Below are 17,097 nucleotides of genomic sequence, written 5' to 3'. Positions count from 1 at the left end.
CACGATGGCCGCGACGACAGCGACCACCACGACGGTCGCTGTCCTGCGCGACTGGCGCGGCTGGCCGACGATGCTCGGCACCCTGTGGCGACGGTCACTGCGGTTCCGTACGCTCTCGATCACGCTGCTCGCGACCTCGCTGGCGATCTTCATCACCTGCGTGACGATGGCGCTCGTGATCCAGAACGACCTCTTCATCTCGCGCAAGACCGTCGCTCTCGAAGACGCCCGCCGCGCGGTGGACCAGGCCCAGCGCATCCTCGATGTGGCCGAGGTGGGAGACGACCCCGCTGCGCTCTCGAGTCTCTGGGCCGGCATCCAGGACACGCTGGCCCGCACCTCGAGCACCGACCAGCTCGCCGGCTACAAGATCGACACCGGCGCGGATACCGCGCGACTGAACGGTTTCGAGGCGGGGTTGAACGAGAGTCTGCTGAGCCCGAATCTCCGCGCACGCGTGGTCAAGCTCGACGATCGCCAGGCCTGGCAGTCGGTGGCACTTCCGGTGGAGGACGGCCCGGCCGTCCCCGGCATCGTCGTGGGACAGCAGCTGCAGGTACCGGAAGCTGGGCCGTTCGAGATCTACTTCGCCTACGACCTCGGCGATGCCGATCAGACGCTCGTGTTCGTGCAGCGAACCCTGTGGATCGCCGGGATCGGGCTGGTGGCCATCGTCGCGGCCATCTCCTGGATCGTCCTGCGGGCGGTGTCGTCCCCGATCGTGCAGGCCGCCGAGACGAGCGCGCGACTCGCGGCGGGCGAACTCGGAGTGCGCATCGATGTGCACGGAGAAGACGAGCTCGCCGTGCTCGGTCGATCCTTCAATGCGATGGCCGACAGCATCGAGGCGCAGATCAAGGAGCTCGGCGAGCTGTCGATGGTGCAGCAGCGGTTCGTCTCGGATGTCTCGCACGAGCTTCGCACTCCGCTCACGACCATCCGGCTCGCCGCGGACATGCTCAACGACCAGCGCGAGGAGTTCGATCCCACGACCGCCCGCACCGCCGAACTGCTGCACACGCAGGTGCAGCGGTTCGAGACGCTGCTGTCCGACCTCCTGGAGATCAGCCGGTACGACGCGGGGTCGGTGCAGCTCGAGCTGGAGGCGACGAGCCTCGCGCATCTGGCGGAGGACATCATCGACCAGATGCGACCGCTGGCCGACGGGCACGGCACGGAGCTGAGACTGGTCGCCCCCGGGGGATATTCGCCCGTCGACATGGACCCCCGCCGCGTGCGGCGCGTCCTGCGCAATCTGATCGGCAACGCGATCGAACACGGCGAGGGGCGCCCGGTCGTCATCACCATCGACAGCAATCAGCACGCGGTGGCGGCGGGTGTCCGGGACTTCGGTATGGGAATGGAGCCGGAGGACGCGGAGCGGGTGTTCGACCGGTTCTGGCGCGCCGATCCCTCTCGTCAGCGGACGATCGGAGGGACCGGCCTGGGACTGTCCATCGCGCTCGGTGACGCCACGCTGCACGGCGGCACGCTCGCCGTCTGGTCGGAGCTGGGCGTCGGCACGAACTTCGTCCTCACGATTCCCCGTCATGAGGGTGTGCTGGACGGACCGAGCCCGATCCCGATCGAACCGCAGGAGCCGCTCGCGGAACTCGGCGACGCGACGCAGCCGATCTCCCTCACCGATCCTCCCCCCGGACTCTTCGACGAGAGCGACAGGTCATGAATCGAACCGGATGGACGAGGACGCTGCGCGGTGGGGCGGTGGCCCTCGTGGCGCTCCTGCTCACGGCCTGCGCCGGACTTCCGACCAGCGGCGGGGTCTCGGTGGGGCTCGAACTCGGCGAATCCACGCAGGATGTCGACTTCCTTCCCGTGGCCTCCGGGCCGATCAAGGGCGCCGGACCCGAGGAGATCGTCGAGGGTTTCCTCGAAGCGGGGATCACGACGTCTGACAACTGGGCCACGGCGCGGGAGTTCCTCGCTCCCGACCTGCAGCGCACGTGGCGACCGGCGGCAGGGGTGTCCATCGACGTCGGCACCGACACGCGCACGATCACCTCCACCGTTCCGCAGGCGGAGGTCGAGAACGCGGACTCGGCCGACGTCCAGGTTCTGCTCGACCTGGTCGCGAGTGTCGACGACGCGAACACGTACTCGGAAGCACTCGGCGCGTCCACCATGCCGTTCACACTCCAGCGCATGGAGGACGGTGAGTGGCGCATCACGGAGGCGCTCGACGGGATCGTGATCGATGAGCCTCGATTCGAGAACGTCTTCGAGGGCTATCCGCTGCAGTACTTCGACCTCAGCTGGTCGCGCCTTGTGCCTGACATGCGGTGGTTCCCGCGGCGGCAGAGTCCGGCGACGACCGTGACGCAGGCCCTGATCGGTGGTGCTCCCAGCGATTGGCTCGACCCGGCCGTGCAGAACGCCTTCCCGGCCGACGTGCAGCTGGCCCAGGACGCCGTCCTCATCACCGGGCAGGTGGCCGACGTCGCGCTCACCCGCCCGGCGGCCGCACTCGACGAGACGACGCTCTCCCGGATGCGCACGCAGTTGCAGGCCACTCTCCGGGCCGCGGGGGTCGCCGTCACCAGGGTGCAGTTCACCGTCGACGGCCGCAGCGTCGACGCCGGGGTGGTCGACGTCGTGGAGCCGTCGGCGGAGATCGGTACTCTCGTGCTGCAGAACGGCGTGTTCGGTCGGATCGTGGGGGACGAGATCTCCCCGATCGCGGGAATCAGCGACGAGATCGCTGCGATGCCTCAGCCCATCGCGTCGATCGATGTGGCTCTGGACGACTCGATCGCGGCCGTCCAGCTCGGCGACGGGCGGGTGTATCGGGTCGGCGACGGGAGCCGCAACGAGTTCGACGCGCCGCCGGGACTGATCGAGCCGTCCCTCGATCCATACGGGTACACCTGGACCGTCCCCGAAGGAGACCCGGCGGCCCTTCAGGCGTGGGGGAGCGACATCGCCGCGCACGCGATCGGGAATGCGTGGCCGACGGCATCCGCGGTCTCGGACCTGCGCGTCGCCGGCGACGGCAGCCGGGTGGCCGCGGTGGTCACCGTCGGCAAGCAGCGCTGGGTCGTCGTGGCCGCGATCGTCCGCGATTCGACGGGACTTCCGGTCGAGCTCGGCGATGCCAAGCAGCTGGTGCAGATCGATGAGCCCGCAACGGGTCTGGTGTGGTTGGGGCCGGATCGGCTCGGTGTGCTGGTGGATCCGGTGAGTCCCCGGCTCATCACCCAGACGGTGGGCGGCCCCGGCACGTCGGAGGCGGCTCCGGGAGATTCCGTCTCGGCCGCGGGTGCGCGGACCGCTGCCGGTGTCCGCATCCTCGGCGCGGGCGGACAGTTGTTCGCACACGCGGGGTCGGCGTGGCGCGAGGTCGCGTCCGACATCTCGGTGCTCGCCACTCGGGTCGGGGAGTGACTCCTCCTGCACGGCAGGGGTAGTCATCCCCGTTGTCGGTGGCAGCGGCGGTAGCGGCGGCGTCATCGGTGGAGTCGAGCGCACGGCGTCAGAATCGTCAGATGCAGCGATCCTCCCTTCTTCCCGGTGTCGGCGCGGAGCTGGCGGCTTTCCTGCTGGCGGCGACATGCGCAGGGTGCGATGAACCGGGGACGCTGTTGTGTTCCCGGTGCCGCGGCGACCTGACGCCGCGTCCGCGATCGTCGGTGACCCCGGGAGGACTGCCGGTGCACGCAGCTCTCGAGTTCGGCGGAGTCGCGGCCCGCTGCATCCGTCGGCTCAAGGGCGAGGGCGACACCTTTCTCGCCCGTCCGCTCGCCTCGGCGCTCGCGACGGTGCTCTCCCCACTCGTGACGCCGATGACCTGGATCGTTCCGGTCCCCACCACGCGGAGGGCGTTCCGCCGCCGCGGCTATCGAGTGCCCGAGCTGCTGATCCGTCGCGCGCGCGCCGAACCGCGACCGGTGCTGTCGGTCGCCGCCACCGGCATCGATCAGCGTGGCCTGGGCGCGCGTGAGCGTGAGGAGAACGTCCGTGGCACGATGCGTGCGCGGCGCCGGGGGGCGGGCGCCGAGGCCGTGATCGTCGACGACGTGGTCACGACCGGGGCGACGCTCGATGAAGCGTCCCGCGTGCTCGAAGCGGCCGGCTTCCGCACCGTGGCAGCGGTCGCGCTCGCCGCCACGCCGCATCGATCGGGATTCTGAGGAACCTCATCGAGAATGCACCGCCGACACAGGGGCGCAACCCCGTGACATCCGTCGGCGGTCGGACTACGGTGGGGTGACACAAGGCGACCACGGTCCGCCCTTGGCCGGGAGGACCGGGACAAGGAGGCAGCAATGGAAACAAGCATCGTTGGCGTCGGAGTGGGTATCACCGATCGCTTCCGAACCGTTGTCGAAGAGAAGATCGCCAAGGTCCAGATGTTCGCGTCGCGGGCGCAACGACTGGATGTCAAAGTCACCCACCGCGTGTATCGCAACGGCCGCATCCCGGACGAGACCGTCGAGCTGACGCTGGTCGGCAAGGGGCCCGTCGTCCGCGCGGAGGCGACGGACGGTGACAAGTTCGTGGCTCTCGACCTCGCCATCGACAAGATGTCCGAGCAGCTTCGTCGCGCGAAGGAGAAGCGTGTCGACGGCCGACAGCACCCGCGCGGCGCCCACTTCGAGAAGGGCAGCGGGTCGCTGGAGGGCATCGACGTCCAGCCGGCATCTGTCGATGTGCTCCATGCCGTCGCGACGGGCAGCGTCCCCGTGCAGCAGTCGGAGGAAGAGAGCTACTCGCCCGTCGTCATCCGCACGAAGAGCTTCGACGCCGAGTGGATGACCGTGGAAGAGGCGGTCGATCGGATGGAATTGGTCGGGCACGACTTCTTCCTGTTCGTCGACGTCCGCACCGACCACCCGAGCGTCGTCTACCGGCGCAAGGGTTGGGACTACGGTGTGATCGCGTTGAGCACGCAGGCTCCGCCCTCTGAGGCTCTCGCGTCCTGACAGAGTTGCAGAACGGCCCGGTCCCTCGAGGGGCCGGGCCGTTCTGGCGTCGTGGTGCCGCGGGCGTGGTTCGTCAGTCGAAGATTCCGTCGAGGAGGCTTCCGATCACGAGGCCACCGAGGATGCCGGATGCGATGTCGCCGCCCCCACCGCCGCGCCGCGGTCCGCCTCCCCAACCGCCACCGCCGCCCCAGTCCTGATCCCGAGGACGGGAAGAGTCGATGTCGCGCTGGGCGAGCTGGAGCGCCTCGGAGGCGAGATGCGCGACGCGACGAGCCTGCACGAGGGCCGCTTCGCGCGTGTCTTCCGCCGGAAGGAGGTCGGAGACGTCGACACGGAGCCGCTCCGCCTCGGCGAGGCGCGTGCGCGCATCGGCGCCGATCCACCCGCGATGGCCGGCGATGAGACCGCGGGCGACGCCGAGTTGGCGGTCAGCGTCATCGATCGCGTGCTGCACCTGCGCGATGCTCGGGAGCGGGTTCTCGGCGCGGTGGCGGGCTTTGGCGATGGCTTCGTCGAGCGCGGAGTTGGCGTCGCGCAACTGGGAGAGCTCGGCGAACGGGTCGTTGGGCTGGCCGGACGGGGTGAGGGCGGCGAGAGCGGCCTGGAGCGCGGCGACGGCTTCTGCGACGGCGGGTACCGCGGGCGCGTTGCGTGCGGCGATGAGGTCGCCGCGGGAGTCGGCCACGACTTCGGCGAGGGTGGACTCCGCGCGGAGCGCCTCGATCTCGAAGTCCTCGACCGCATCGAGGAGCGCGGATGCGCGCCGCGTGGCCTCGGTGGCCGTCTCGAGGGCGACGTTCGCCTCTTCGTTCTGCTTGGCCGCACGACGGCGCTCGGAGATGTCGGCGCTGTGGGTGGCGAAGCGGATGAGCTGCTCGGCCTCGGCCGCGCTGGCCGTGATCTGGTGCATCGCGGAGTCTGCGTAGCGAGCCGAGAGGCGTGCGACGGCTTCGTTGGTCTGGGGGATGCGTGTGCTGAGCTCGGCAGCGTCCGCCCGAACCTGCGCGATGATCTCGGGTGCGCGGCGCACCTTGGCCACGGATTCTGCGAGGACGGAGGTCTTCTCGTCGAGAAGGTCTTGAGCCCAGTCGCACAGCTGCAGGATGCGCGCGTTCCGGGTGCGCAGCTCCTCGGCCGTGTCGGGGATCTCATCATGGTTCAACTGGTGCAGCTGGAACGCCTCGCGCAGGTGGGTGCGCACCGCGGTGAGAGCCTTGCGCAGATCGGCGGTCAGCGACTCACCGAGCTCGGCTTCGGCGAAGGAGAGCTCGTCCGACGTCGTGCGGATCCGCTCATCCGCGCCGACCAGTGCCTGCTCGGCGCGACGCGCCAGATCGGCGTCCTGTGCGGCGAGCTCTTCCTGTTCGCGTTTGCGTCTGCCCCAAAATCCAGCCATGGCTCGATCCTAGTTTCTTGGGCAGCGGCGGTGGCTGAGCATACGCTTCGGGCCGGCGCTGTTCGCTCAGGGCACGTCACGCGACCGTCTCGTCGCTCACAGCGACGGTGCGGCACCCGCGAGTGCGGTTCCGGTCTTCGCGGGCCGCCCGCGCTTGGGCCGCTCGGTCGCGAGTTCGAGCGCCATCGCGTGTCGCGGGTGCGAGCCGAGACGTTGTTCCGCGTGGTCGAGCCAGCGCACCTCGGCCTCAGCGGCGAAGATCATCGAATCGACGACCAGGGCCCAGGAGAGCTCCTCCGGACCGTCCGCGTCGCCGCCGGCGTACTTCGCGTGCTGCAGCGACTGCAGTTGACGCAGTGAGGCCGTGCGCTGCGATTCGATGACCGCCGCGACGTCGACTCCAGGCATCGTCGCGGCGACCGCGAGCTTGATCGCGAGCTCATCCCGCGTCGCCTGCGTCCGCACCACGGGGGAGGAGAGCCAGTGGGCGACCTCGGCGGAGCCGGCATCGGTGATCTGCCAGTACACGTGACCATGCTCGTCGGCGTCGCCCCGCTCCACGAGAGCGTCACGCTCGAGCCTCTCGAGGGTGTTGTAGATCTGTCCGACGTTCAGTGGCCAGGTGGAGCCGGTGCGTCGGTCGAATTCGTGCCGCAGCTGGTAGCCGTAACAGGGGCCCTGATCGAGGATCGCGAGCAGGCTCTGACGTACCGACATGGTGTGCTCCCTGATTGTCGCTCGAATGCGTTACCGAGTATATGCATACTCGGTAACCATCCGAATCCTCGTGCGGGAGTCTCGTGCAGGCGACGTGCAGGTCACAGACCGGTAACATGGCAAAGTATGCCTGGCGTCGGGTTCACCGATGGCCGGCGATTTACCCACTGACAGGGAGATGACATCCGTGGCCAATCCTCTTGAGAAGCTGCTGCGCGCTGGCGAGGGGCGGGTCATCCGCCGCCTGAATCAGGTCGTCAAGGCAGTGGGAGCGCTGGAAGAGGACATCTCCAAGCTCACCGACGACGAGCTGCGCAACGAGACCGTCGAGCTGCGCGCGCGCTTCGAGAAGGGCGAGACGCTCGACCAGCTCATGCCCGAGGCGTTCGCCGCGGTGCGTGAGGCTGCCAAGCGCACCCTCGGCATGCGTGCCTACGACGTGCAGGTCATGGGCGGCGCCGCCCTCCACCTCGGCAACATCGCCGAGATGAAGACCGGTGAGGGCAAGACCCTCGTCGCGACCCTGCCCGCGTACCTGAACGCGATCGCCGGCAAGGGCGTGCACGTCATCACGGTCAACGACTTCCTCGCGAGCTACCAGGCCGAGCTGATGGGGCGCGTGTTCCGGGCCCTCGGCATGACCACGGGCATCATCGTCTCCGGACAGACCCCCGCGGTGCGTCGCGAGCAGTACGCGGCCGACATCACGTACGGCACGAACAACGAGTTCGGCTTCGACTACCTGCGCGACAACATGGCCTGGCGCAAGGAAGACCTCGTCCAGCGCGAGCACTTCTTCGCGATCGTCGATGAGGTCGACTCGATCCTCATCGACGAGGCGCGCACCCCGCTCATCATCTCGGGCCCCTCCTCGGGGGAGGCCAACCGCTGGTTCGCCGAGTTCGCGAAGATCGCCCGCACCCTCGAGGTCGGCGTGGACTACGAGGTCGACGAGAAGAAGCGCACCGTCGGCGTGCTCGAGCCCGGTATCGAGAAGGTCGAGGACTACCTCGGCATCGACAACCTGTACGAGTCGGCCAACACTCCGCTCATCTCCTTCCTCAACAACTCGATCAAGGCGCTCGCCCTGTTCAAGAAGGACACCGACTACGTCGTCATGAACGACGAGGTCATGATCGTCGACGAGCACACGGGCCGAATCCTGGTCGGACGCCGCTACAACGAGGGCATCCACCAGGCGATCGAGGCCAAGGAGGGTGTGCCGGTCAAGGCCGAGAACCAGACTCTCGCGACGGTCACGCTGCAGAACTACTTCCGTCTCTACGACAAGCTCGCCGGCATGACGGGTACGGCCGAGACCGAGGCCGCGGAGTTCATGTCGACCTACAAGCTCGGTGTCATCCCGATCCCGACGAACCGGCCGATGATCCGCAAGGACCAGTCGGACCTCGTCTACAAGAACGAGACGGCGAAGTTCGAGCAGGTCGTCGAGGACATCGCCGAGCGCCATGCCGCCGGGCAGCCGGTGCTGGTCGGAACCGTGAGCGTCGAGAAGAGCGAGTACCTGTCGCGTCTGCTCGCGAAGAAGGGCGTCAAGCACGAGGTCCTCAACGCGAAGAACCACGCGCGTGAGGCCGAGATCGTCGCCCGTGCCGGCCGCCTGGGGGCGGTCACCGTCGCCACGAACATGGCCGGTCGAGGCACCGACATCATGCTCGGCGGAAACGCCGAGTTCCTCGCGGTCCAGGAACTCAAGGGCAAGGGGCTCGACCCCGTCGAGACGCCCGAGGAGTACGAGGTCGCGTGGGATGAGACCTACGAGGCGATGAAAGCCGTCGTCGCAGAGGAAGCCGAGAAGGTCATCGAGGCCGGGGGTCTCTACGTTCTGGGCACCGAACGTCACGAGTCGCGTCGCATCGACAACCAGCTCCGTGGTCGTTCCGGGCGTCAGGGCGATCCCGGCGAGAGCCGTTTCTACCTGAGCCTCACCGACGACCTGATGCGACTGTTCCAGTCGGGTGCCGCCGAGGCGATCCTCGCCCGCACGAACTTCCCGGACGATGTTCCGATCGAGTCGGGACTCGTATCCCGCGCGATCCGCAGCGCCCAGTCCCAGGTCGAGTCGCGCAACGCCGAGATGCGCAAGAACGTCCTCAAGTACGACGACGTCCTGAACCGTCAGCGCGAGGCCATCTACGCCGACCGTCGCCACATCCTGCAGGGCGATGACATCGCCGACCGCGTCCAGCACTTCATCGAGGATGCGATCAGCGGCGTGGTCCGCGACCACACCGGCGAGGGCCACAACGAGAGCTGGGACTTCGACGCGCTCTGGACCGAGCTCAAGACGCTCTACCCGGTGGGCGTGACGATCGACGAGGTCGTCTCGGAAGCAGCGGGGCGCAAGGGCGGCATCACGGCAGACGGACTCACCCGCGAGTTGCTCTCCGACGCGAAGATCGCGTACGAGGCGCGCGAGGAGGCGCTCGGCGAGGCGGCCACGCGTGAACTGGAGCGTCGCGTGGTGCTTCAGGTGCTCGACCGCCGCTGGCGCGACCACCTCTACGAGATGGACTACCTCAAGGACGGCATCGGGCTGCGCGCGATGGCTCAGCGTGATCCACTCATCGAGTACCAGCGCGAAGGCTACGCGATGTTCCAGTCGATGATGGGCCAGATCAAGGAGGAATCCGTCGGATACCTCTACAACCTCGAGGTCGAGGTGCGGCGTGCCGGCGACTCCCAGACCGCCGAGGTCGAGGCCAAGGGTCTCGCCACGGACGGGGGAGAGCAGCGTCTCGAGTACTCCGCGGCGAACGACGCAGGCGAGGTCGAGGTCCGCAACGATCGTGGTCAGGTCCAGCAGGCGGCGACCGATCGTGTCCGTCAGGCGGCGGCTCGCGCTCAGGCTCCGCAGGCCGAGCCGGAAGAGGCACCGCGAGGCGCCTTCGGCCAGCGCACGGATGCCGAGGCTCCGGCCGGCAACCGTGAGCAGCGTCGCGCCCAGGGCAAGAAGAAGAAGTAGCTCCAGCGCAGAGGAGGGCCAGTCCACGTGGATTGGCCCTCCTTTCGTCGCTGTAGGCTTGGCCGATGACCCCAACGCGCAACTTCGACCAGTCGTCGAAGCTCAAGAACGTCCTGTACGAGATCCGCGGAAACGCCCTCGTCGAGGCGGCGCGTCTGGAGGCCGAGGGCCACAAGATCCTCAAGCTGAACACCGGGAATCCCGCGATCTTCGGCTTCGACGCTCCCCACCAGATCGTGCATGACATGCTCGCGGCTCTTCCATCCGCGCACGGTTACAGCGACAGCAAGGGCATCATCTCTGCTCGCCGTGCGGTCGTGAGCCGCTACGAGCAGATCGAGGGCTTCCCTCGTTTCGACCCGGATGACGTCTATCTCGGCAACGGGGTCTCCGAGCTCATCACCATGACGATGCAGGCGCTGCTCGACGAGGGCGACGAAGTGCTCATCCCTGCACCGGACTATCCGCTGTGGACGGCGATGACCAGCCTCGCAGGCGGTACGCCCGTGCATTATCTGTGCGACGAGGATGACGAGTGGCAGCCCGACCTCGAGGACATCCGCTCGAAGATCACGCCGCGCACCAAAGCTCTCGTGATCATCAACCCGAACAACCCCACCGGCGTCGTGTACTCGCGCAAGATCCTCGAAGGGCTCGTGCAGATCGCTCGGGAACATGAGCTGCTGCTGCTGTCGGATGAGATCTACGATCGCATTCTGTTCGACGGTGCCGTCCACATCCCCACCGCGACGCTCGCCCCCGATCTGCTGTGCCTGACGTTCAACGGGTTGTCCAAGACCTACCGAGTCGCGGGCTATCGATCGGGTTGGATGGTCATCACGGGTCCGCAGGGCCACGCCAAGGGATTCCTCGAGGGGATCACGTTGCTGGCCTCGACACGACTGTGCCCGAACGTGCCCGCCCAGCACGCGGTGCAGGCGGCGCTCTCTGGCGTGCAGTCCATCGACGCGCTGATCGCCCCGACCGGTCGACTGCACGAGCAGCGCGACATCGCGTGGGAGGGGCTCGAGTCGATTCCAGGGGTCTCGTGCGTCAAACCGCAGGGGGCGCTGTACGCCTTCCCTCGGCTCGACCCGAACGTGCACGAGATCAGAGACGATGCTCGCCTGGTCTACGATCTGCTCGTCTCGGAGCACATCCTCCTGGTGCAGGGGACCGGTTTCAACTGGGCGACTCCGGACCACCTCCGGCTCGTCACGCTCCCCGAGCCCCGAGTACTGAGTGAAGCCGTCGAGCGACTCGGGAACTTCCTCGCAAGCTACCGTCAGTAGCGGGCTCCGCATCGGCGGGAGAAAGAGCCGCCGCGAGCCCTCGGATACCCGCCACGAGTGTCGAACGCGGTGTGACATCCGTGATCGGACGGGCGTGCAGCAACGCGGCATCGGCAGCACGCTGGTCGAACGGGAGGAACGTGACCTCCGTGATGCCGGCGAACCGCTCGAGCGTGCGCCGCACCTGCCCGCGCGCGTCGATCCCGAGCGGCCCCGGGCGCACCTGGTTGATCACGACCGACACCGGCGTCGGGGCGGTGAGGCGCCGCACTTCCGCGTAGTCCCGGAGGAAGCGGCTGATCCCCAGTGGGTCCGCTGCTGCCACGGCGACGATCAGATCCGCTTCGCTCAGCGTCGCCGTCGTCGCGGCGTGGCGGCGGGGTCCGGCGATGTCGAAGGTCACCTCGTCGTCCGCATCGAAGGCTGCAGCCACATCGACGACTGTTTCCTCCATCCATTCACGGCAGGCGCTCAACGCCATTCGAAGACGCGCCGAACCCAGCTCGGGCCATCGGCTCGGGCGGTTAATGCCGGCGAGCACTTCCACGGCCTCGCCGCTGCCGCTCTGCAAAGTGGTGGCGAGCCGCGTCAACTCCGTCGAGTCGAGGGCGCCGCGCTCGGCGCGACGGCAGGCAGCCGCGATGCCGGGTGCGTCGTCGCTGAGCCCCAGCCGCAGCGCGAGCGATGGAGCCACGGTGTCGGCATCGACGAGAGCGACGCTGCGCCCGGATCGCGCGAGCTCCACGGCGAGTTCGACGGCGATCGTGGAACGCCCCGGTGCCCCGTGCGACCCCCACACGGCGATGATGCGGTGCGGAGGGAGTGACCGTCGTGCGGGCTCGGGGGAGACGTCGGCACCCAGCGCCGCCGCGACTTCCCAGCCGGCTGCTTCGGGAGGCAAAGCGGCGGATAATCCGAGCCGCCCGAGCAGTCGGCTGTCGGCACCTCCGAGCGGGAGGATGCGGACCCCCGCTCGGTCGCAGGTGGACACCAGCTCGGCCGACAGCACTGCGCGCGCGGCGGTGACGATGATCGCCTCTGCATCGCGTGGGAGGTCGATCTCACCGGTGGGCACCGGGAGGACGGCGAGGACCCGGATCCCCTCGAGCTCCAGTTCCGCGGCCAGCTCACTGGCGCGGGGCTCCGGGATCGCCACGACGACAGCTGTCACGAGCCGGCGCCGACCGGGAGGACGGAGAGCGATGCCCCTCCGGTGATGGCGGCGAGCACATCGGCCGCATCGCTCGTGTCGATCACGAGTTCGAGCCGGGCCGACACGGCGTCGGCAAGCATGCCGTCGGGCTCGATCACGTCGCGGACGGTCACATCGGTGACGAGGATTCGTGGAGTGTCGTAGGAGCGACCGTCGTCGAGCAGAGCCGCGGACCAGACGTCGACGACCGTCCCGGCCTGTACTTCTCCGGGGATCCCGGTGCTGCTCTCGATCACGATGGTGGTGCTGCGGGTCTGATCGGCATCCGCCAGCGCGGTCGCCGGCAGGATCTCACCCTTCGTGAGCGTGCGCGCGGCGATCTGACCGGGCTGCAGATCTTCGGGTCCGAGGTAGTCCTCGGCAGACAGCCCCAGCCCCACCTCGATCACCTGGAAATCGTCGGATGTCAGGGGCTCGCCCTGCACGATCGTGCGGTCGGCTCGGAGCACCGGCCGCGCATGGTCGGATGCGGTGATGATGAGCCAGACCGCGGTGATGGAGAGCGCCACCAGGGCGATGCCGATGAGAAATCGGGTGTCGCCCCAGAACGCGCGCCGAGGGCGGGGATGGGTAGCCATGGCGATATCGTCACAGAAATCCCGGACCAGCACCGCCGGTTATCCACAGGACAGCAGAGCGCCGGATCCCCCGCGATGCCGTCATGGAGAATGGGGGGATGGCACCCCCGACCCGGCCCGCGTCGCGATTCCTCGCCCCTGCGCAGGTGGCTGAACTCCTGAGCATCGGTGTGGACGAGGTGATCGCCCTCCTCCACGAAGGAAGGCTCCGCGGCGCACAGCTCGGGTCGCCTCCCCGCTGGCGGGTGGAGGAGTCGTGTCTCGAGGGCTACCTGGCGGAGGAATCGGAGATCGCCCGCCGTATGGCGTTGTGGAGACAGTCGCAGGTCGCAAGCTTCCCCGAGGTCTGGGGTACCTCCTCCGCTCACCGCAACTGATCTCCGGGTGTGCGTACGGCGACGAGTGTCGAGAACGGGATGATGCGGAAGCCGCGCACAGCTCCGGCGAGACGCGCCTGCCCCGGATCGTGCAGCGCCAGATCGAGGTGATCCGCCGCCGCGCGGTCGATCGTGCCGTGCACATCGTCGCCGACGCGCACGCTGATGTGAACGGGGATCCGCCGTCGAGCGAGATCCCGCAGGACGAATCCGAGCGTCATGCGCTCGCGAAGCGGGTGCGCCCCGGTCGCAGAGTCATCGAGGCTCGCGAGGACCGTGCCGTGATCGGTCGTGATGCCGGCGACGGCGTGCAGGGGGAGGATCAGCGCCGATGCTGTCGGGCCCGACGCGTGTGGGGCGCCGCCGACATCGCGTGAGGCCACGGCGAGCCAGTCCGCTCCGAGTGCCTGGAGCGTGATAGGCAGCCGTCGTCCGTCCACGAGGTCGATCGTCGCGTCGGTGCCGGTGCTGCACAACGTCCGGAGGCGAGCGCGCAGGTCCAGTTTCGCGATCCGCAGGCGCTCGGACTCGGCGTCGAGCACGGCACGCTCCGCCTCCCAGTCCGACGCGAGCTGGCCTTCGAGGTCTTCGAACAGACGGTCCCAGTGCACCCGACAGAGCGTAGGCGACGGCCAGGTGTCACGTACGAGTTATCCGCATACTTCCTCGAAACGGCACCCTCGCCGGGCGCCGCGGTGCTGTACTGACGAACTTCAGACCTCCCCGACCGAGAGTTCGACATGATGCCTCACGAGTACTTCGCCGCCCAGCCCACACCGACCAGCGAGCTTCCCGACCCCGCCCCGCTTCTGCGCAGCCTCACCACCGGCGTCCTCGAGGCGCTCGCCGGGGTCAGGGAGGTCGAGCAGCTCGCGCGGTGGTTCAGCGAGGACGCATATCGGAGTCTGGTCACCAGGGCCAACCTCTCGGCGAGGGCTCGCAGTGCGCGGGGTGTCGCCCCTGCACGACCGACATTCGCGATCAGATCGCTGCGAGTCGCCGAGCCGACCGACGGGGTTATCGAGGCCGTCGTCGTGGTGGCAGGGCCGGGCCGCACGCGTGCGGTCGCGATCCGTCTCGACGGCATCGATCGGCGTTGGCGCGCGACCTCCTTGGCGGTGCTCTGAGGGATCTCACCGTAGGCTGGTCTGGTGTCAACCCTCAGCGACCTCGCCCATGCCCAGGGCCTCCTGACCGACAGCGACGTCGAGTGGCTGCACCGACTCGCCGGTGACGGGCAGCTCCTCGCCGATCTCGCGTCGGCGGACATCGTCATCTGGATCCAGACGGAGGACGGTACCTTCATCGCGGTCGCTCACGCGCGACCGAGCGGTGCGGCGACGCTGTTCTACCGCGACATCGTCGGTGAGCGGGTGCGACCGCAGTGGCGCACGCAGGTCCAGGGCGCCTTCGATTCGGCCGAGATCGTCGACTCGTCGTCCCCGGACTGGTTCGAAGAGACCCCCACCCGGGTGCGCGCCGTGCCGATCGTGAGTGAACGACGCAGCGCCGATGCGGGAGCCACGGTGATCGGCGTGGTGACCAGACACACCAACCTGGGCGAGTTGCGCACTCCGTCTCGCCAGCAGATCACGTTCGACGAGTGTGCGAACGACCTCTTCCGGATGATCGCGGACGGGAGCTTCCCCGACCTCACCGCTCCGACCTCACCGCGCCGTGGAGCTCCGCGCGCGTCGGACGGCCTCATCCGGATCGACGTCGACGGGATCAGCACGTTCGCCAGCCCGAACGCCCTGTCGGCCTTCAACCGCATGGGGTTCGATGACGAGCTCGAGGGGGAGTCCCTCGCCGAGGTCACCACCAGACTCGTGCCGCCCTCCAGACAGGTCGACGAATCCCTGCCTGTCGTGGTGACCGGTCGCGCTCCGTGGCGCACCGACATCGAGGCGCGCGGCGTGACGGTGTCGTTGCGTGCGATCCCGTTGAAGGACCACGGAACGCGAATCGGCGCGATCGTGCTCTGCCGCGACGTATCGGAGCTGCGCCATCAGGAGCAGGAGCTCATCACCAAGGATGCGACGATCCGCGAGATCCACCACCGCGTGAAGAACAACCTCCAGACGGTGGCGTCGCTTCTGCGGATCCAGGCGCGGCGGACGCACTCCGACGAAGCCCGCGATGCCCTCACGCAGGCCATGCGCCGCGTCGATGCGATCGCCGTCGTGCACGACACACTGGCTCAGGGGCTGACGCAGAAGGTCGACTTCGACGAGGTCTTCCATCGCGTGCTCAAGCTGGTCGCCGAGGTCGCCTCGGCACCGAACACGCGCGCTCGCACGCAGTCGACCGGGCGGTTCGGGGTGCTCCCGAGCGAGTATGCGACACCTCTCGCCCTCGCCCTCACCGAGGTCGTCACGAACGCCGTCGAGCACGGCCTCGCGGGCCAGGAGGGCATCGTGACCATCGATGCCGCGCGGACCGAGGAGAACCTCCGCGTGACCGTGCGCGACACCGGGCTCGGTCTCCCCGAGGGGCGGATCGGTCAGGGCCTCGGCACTCAGATCATCCGCACGCTCATCCAGGGGGAGCTGGGCGGCACCATCGAATGGCATGGAAGCGATGGCGAGGGCACCGAGGTGGTCATCGACATCCCCCTGCGCTGGCTCGACCGCTGATCCGGCCGAAGCCGAGGCAGACGAAAGCGGCCTGAGAACGTGATCCCAGGCCGCTTTCGTGCAGGTTCAGGAGGCGCGGCGGGCGCGTGCGGCGCGACGCTTCAGAGCGCGGCGCTCGTCTTCGGAGAGTCCGCCCCAGACGCCGGAGTCCTGACTGGTCTCCAGTGCGTACTGCAGGCAGATCTCCGTGACCGTGCAGGTGGCGCAGACGGTCTTCGCCTTCTCGATCTGATCGACGGCCGGGCCGGTGTTCCCCACGGGGAAGAACAGCTCGGGGTCTACAGTCAGGCAGGCGGCCTTATCGCGCCAGTCCATGGGGGCTCCTCGGTGTGGATTTCAAGAGATGTCGCGATGCGACCTCTCGGATTCGGGTAGCAGTTCGGGTTCGGCTACCCTGGTGATGTGCGGACGGATGCCCGCGATTTGTGATGCGAGCGTGATTGCTCGCCCCACGCCGCTGTGGGAGCACATGACTTTCTCTATTCTGTTACATGAAAACCCCGAAATCAAGGGTTTTCTCCGCTTCAATGCTTAGGAGATGCTGTGCGCGCACCGGGGATCGCACTCGCGGCAGCGGCGGTGCTCGCCGCCGAAGCGGCGGCGCTCATCGTGTTCGCAGTGATCGAACTCGTGGGCCTCGGTGCCGGCGACGCGGCCTCGCTGCCGACCGCCGTGGCGCTGATCGCACTCACGCTCGTCGGAGCAGCCGCCCTCGTGGCCTTCTCCATCGGCACCCGGGTCGGCAAGTCATGGGCGCGATCCGGAGGAGTGGTGTTCCAGGTGCTCGCGATCGCCCTCGCGTTGGCCTCCCTCACGCTGCAGCCGGTGTCGTGGGCTTTCACCGTCGGGGTCGGACTCCCCGGGCTGGTGGGCTTCGTGCTGCTGATCTCGAGCGCACGACGCGAGGGCGAGCAGCGCGCGGCCGAGTGACCTCCGCGCGCCCGCTGCGCTCCGGGCCG

The 17,097-nt window shown here is 68.2% G+C and carries 16 protein-coding genes; 10 read left to right on the top strand and 6 right to left on the bottom strand.

Annotated elements, in window-relative coordinates; genetic code table 11:
* The first annotated feature begins 4 nt into the window (after window positions 1-4).
* The 4 genes from mtrB to hpf all read left to right on the top strand — a co-directional run bounded on the left by mtrB (window position 5) and on the right by hpf (window position 4,940).
* Complete coding sequence (gene mtrB / locus ACWGO6_RS02970; RefSeq protein ID WP_452325811.1) at window positions 5-1,687, top strand: MtrAB system histidine kinase MtrB; 1,683 nt, start codon at window positions 5-7, stop codon at window positions 1,685-1,687.
* Entirely contained in the window at window positions 1,684-3,402 is a 1,719-nt protein-coding gene (locus tag ACWGO6_RS02965) for a GerMN domain-containing protein (protein WP_240745163.1), read from the top strand. The genes mtrB and ACWGO6_RS02965 overlap by 4 nt, the downstream gene beginning before the upstream one ends.
* Before the next feature lie 266 nt (window positions 3,403-3,668).
* Complete coding sequence (locus ACWGO6_RS02960) at window positions 3,669-4,148, top strand: ComF family protein (RefSeq protein WP_452325810.1); 480 nt, start codon at window positions 3,669-3,671, stop codon at window positions 4,146-4,148.
* Window positions 4,149-4,283: 135 nt separating this feature from the next.
* Window positions 4,284-4,940: a ribosome hibernation-promoting factor, HPF/YfiA family gene (hpf, locus tag ACWGO6_RS02955; RefSeq protein ID WP_136043426.1), complete on the top strand. Its 657-nt coding sequence runs from the start codon at window positions 4,284-4,286 to the stop codon at window positions 4,938-4,940.
* Between the two features lie 73 nt (window positions 4,941-5,013).
* Here the strand turns inward: hpf and ACWGO6_RS02950 are convergent, their stop codons facing one another.
* Both ACWGO6_RS02950 and ACWGO6_RS02945 read right to left on the bottom strand, forming a co-directional pair.
* Window positions 5,014-6,339, bottom strand: a complete 1,326-nt coding sequence (locus ACWGO6_RS02950; RefSeq protein WP_136043425.1) for a coiled-coil domain-containing protein — start codon at window positions 6,337-6,339, stop codon at window positions 5,014-5,016.
* A 96-nt stretch (window positions 6,340-6,435) separates the two neighbouring features.
* Complete coding sequence (locus tag ACWGO6_RS02945) at window positions 6,436-7,056, bottom strand: PadR family transcriptional regulator (protein ID WP_136043424.1); 621 nt, start codon at window positions 7,054-7,056, stop codon at window positions 6,436-6,438.
* A 187-nt stretch (window positions 7,057-7,243) separates the two neighbouring features.
* Between ACWGO6_RS02945 and secA the strand changes: the two genes are divergently transcribed.
* On the top strand, window positions 7,244-10,042 hold the full coding sequence (secA, locus tag ACWGO6_RS02940; protein WP_136043423.1) for a preprotein translocase subunit SecA: 2,799 nt from the start codon (window positions 7,244-7,246) through the stop codon (window positions 10,040-10,042).
* A 65-nt stretch (window positions 10,043-10,107) separates the two neighbouring features.
* Window positions 10,108-11,334, top strand: coding sequence for a pyridoxal phosphate-dependent aminotransferase (locus ACWGO6_RS02935; protein ID WP_136043422.1), 1,227 nt, complete (start codon window positions 10,108-10,110; stop codon window positions 11,332-11,334).
* Here the strand turns inward: ACWGO6_RS02935 and ACWGO6_RS02930 are convergent.
* The gene (locus ACWGO6_RS02930) at window positions 11,258-12,505 is read right to left on the bottom strand and encodes an AAA family ATPase (protein WP_452325809.1); all 1,248 of its coding nucleotides are present in this window, start codon (window positions 12,503-12,505) and stop codon (window positions 11,258-11,260) included. The genes ACWGO6_RS02935 and ACWGO6_RS02930 overlap by 77 nt on opposite strands.
* A complete protein-coding gene (locus ACWGO6_RS02925; protein WP_136043420.1) occupies window positions 12,502-13,125 on the bottom strand; it encodes an SAF domain-containing protein in 624 nt (207 codons plus the stop codon). The genes ACWGO6_RS02930 and ACWGO6_RS02925 overlap by 4 nt, the downstream gene beginning before the upstream one ends.
* A gap of 98 nt (window positions 13,126-13,223) precedes the next feature.
* Here ACWGO6_RS02925 and ACWGO6_RS02920 point away from each other — a divergent pair, with 98 nt between their 5' ends.
* Window positions 13,224-13,502, top strand: a complete 279-nt coding sequence (locus tag ACWGO6_RS02920) for a helix-turn-helix domain-containing protein (RefSeq protein ID WP_136043419.1) — start codon at window positions 13,224-13,226, stop codon at window positions 13,500-13,502.
* Here the strand turns inward: ACWGO6_RS02920 and ACWGO6_RS02915 are convergent.
* Entirely contained in the window at window positions 13,490-14,113 is a 624-nt protein-coding gene (locus ACWGO6_RS02915; protein WP_136043418.1) for a hypothetical protein, read from the bottom strand. The genes ACWGO6_RS02920 and ACWGO6_RS02915 overlap by 13 nt on opposite strands.
* 129 nt (window positions 14,114-14,242) lie before the next feature.
* Between ACWGO6_RS02915 and ACWGO6_RS02910 the strand changes: the two genes are divergently transcribed.
* Window positions 14,243-14,629, top strand: a complete 387-nt coding sequence (locus ACWGO6_RS02910) for an Rv3235 family protein (RefSeq protein WP_136043417.1) — start codon at window positions 14,243-14,245, stop codon at window positions 14,627-14,629.
* Between the two features lie 24 nt (window positions 14,630-14,653).
* Entirely contained in the window at window positions 14,654-16,138 is a 1,485-nt protein-coding gene (locus tag ACWGO6_RS02905) for a sensor histidine kinase (protein ID WP_136043416.1), read from the top strand.
* A gap of 66 nt (window positions 16,139-16,204) precedes the next feature.
* Here ACWGO6_RS02905 and ACWGO6_RS02900 read toward each other — a convergent pair whose 3' ends face one another.
* On the bottom strand, window positions 16,205-16,453 hold the full coding sequence (locus tag ACWGO6_RS02900; protein WP_017203224.1) for a WhiB family transcriptional regulator: 249 nt from the start codon (window positions 16,451-16,453) through the stop codon (window positions 16,205-16,207).
* Window positions 16,454-16,681: 228 nt separating this feature from the next.
* On the opposite strand from ACWGO6_RS02900, the gene ACWGO6_RS02895 reads away from it, so the two are divergent.
* Entirely contained in the window at window positions 16,682-17,068 is a 387-nt protein-coding gene (locus tag ACWGO6_RS02895; protein ID WP_136043415.1) for a hypothetical protein, read from the top strand.
* Window positions 17,069-17,097: the final 29 nt, after the last annotated feature.

It is taken from the genome of Microbacterium sp. NPDC055665, assembly GCF_053618035.1.
This window is presented reverse-complemented; position numbering and strand designations above follow the sequence as displayed.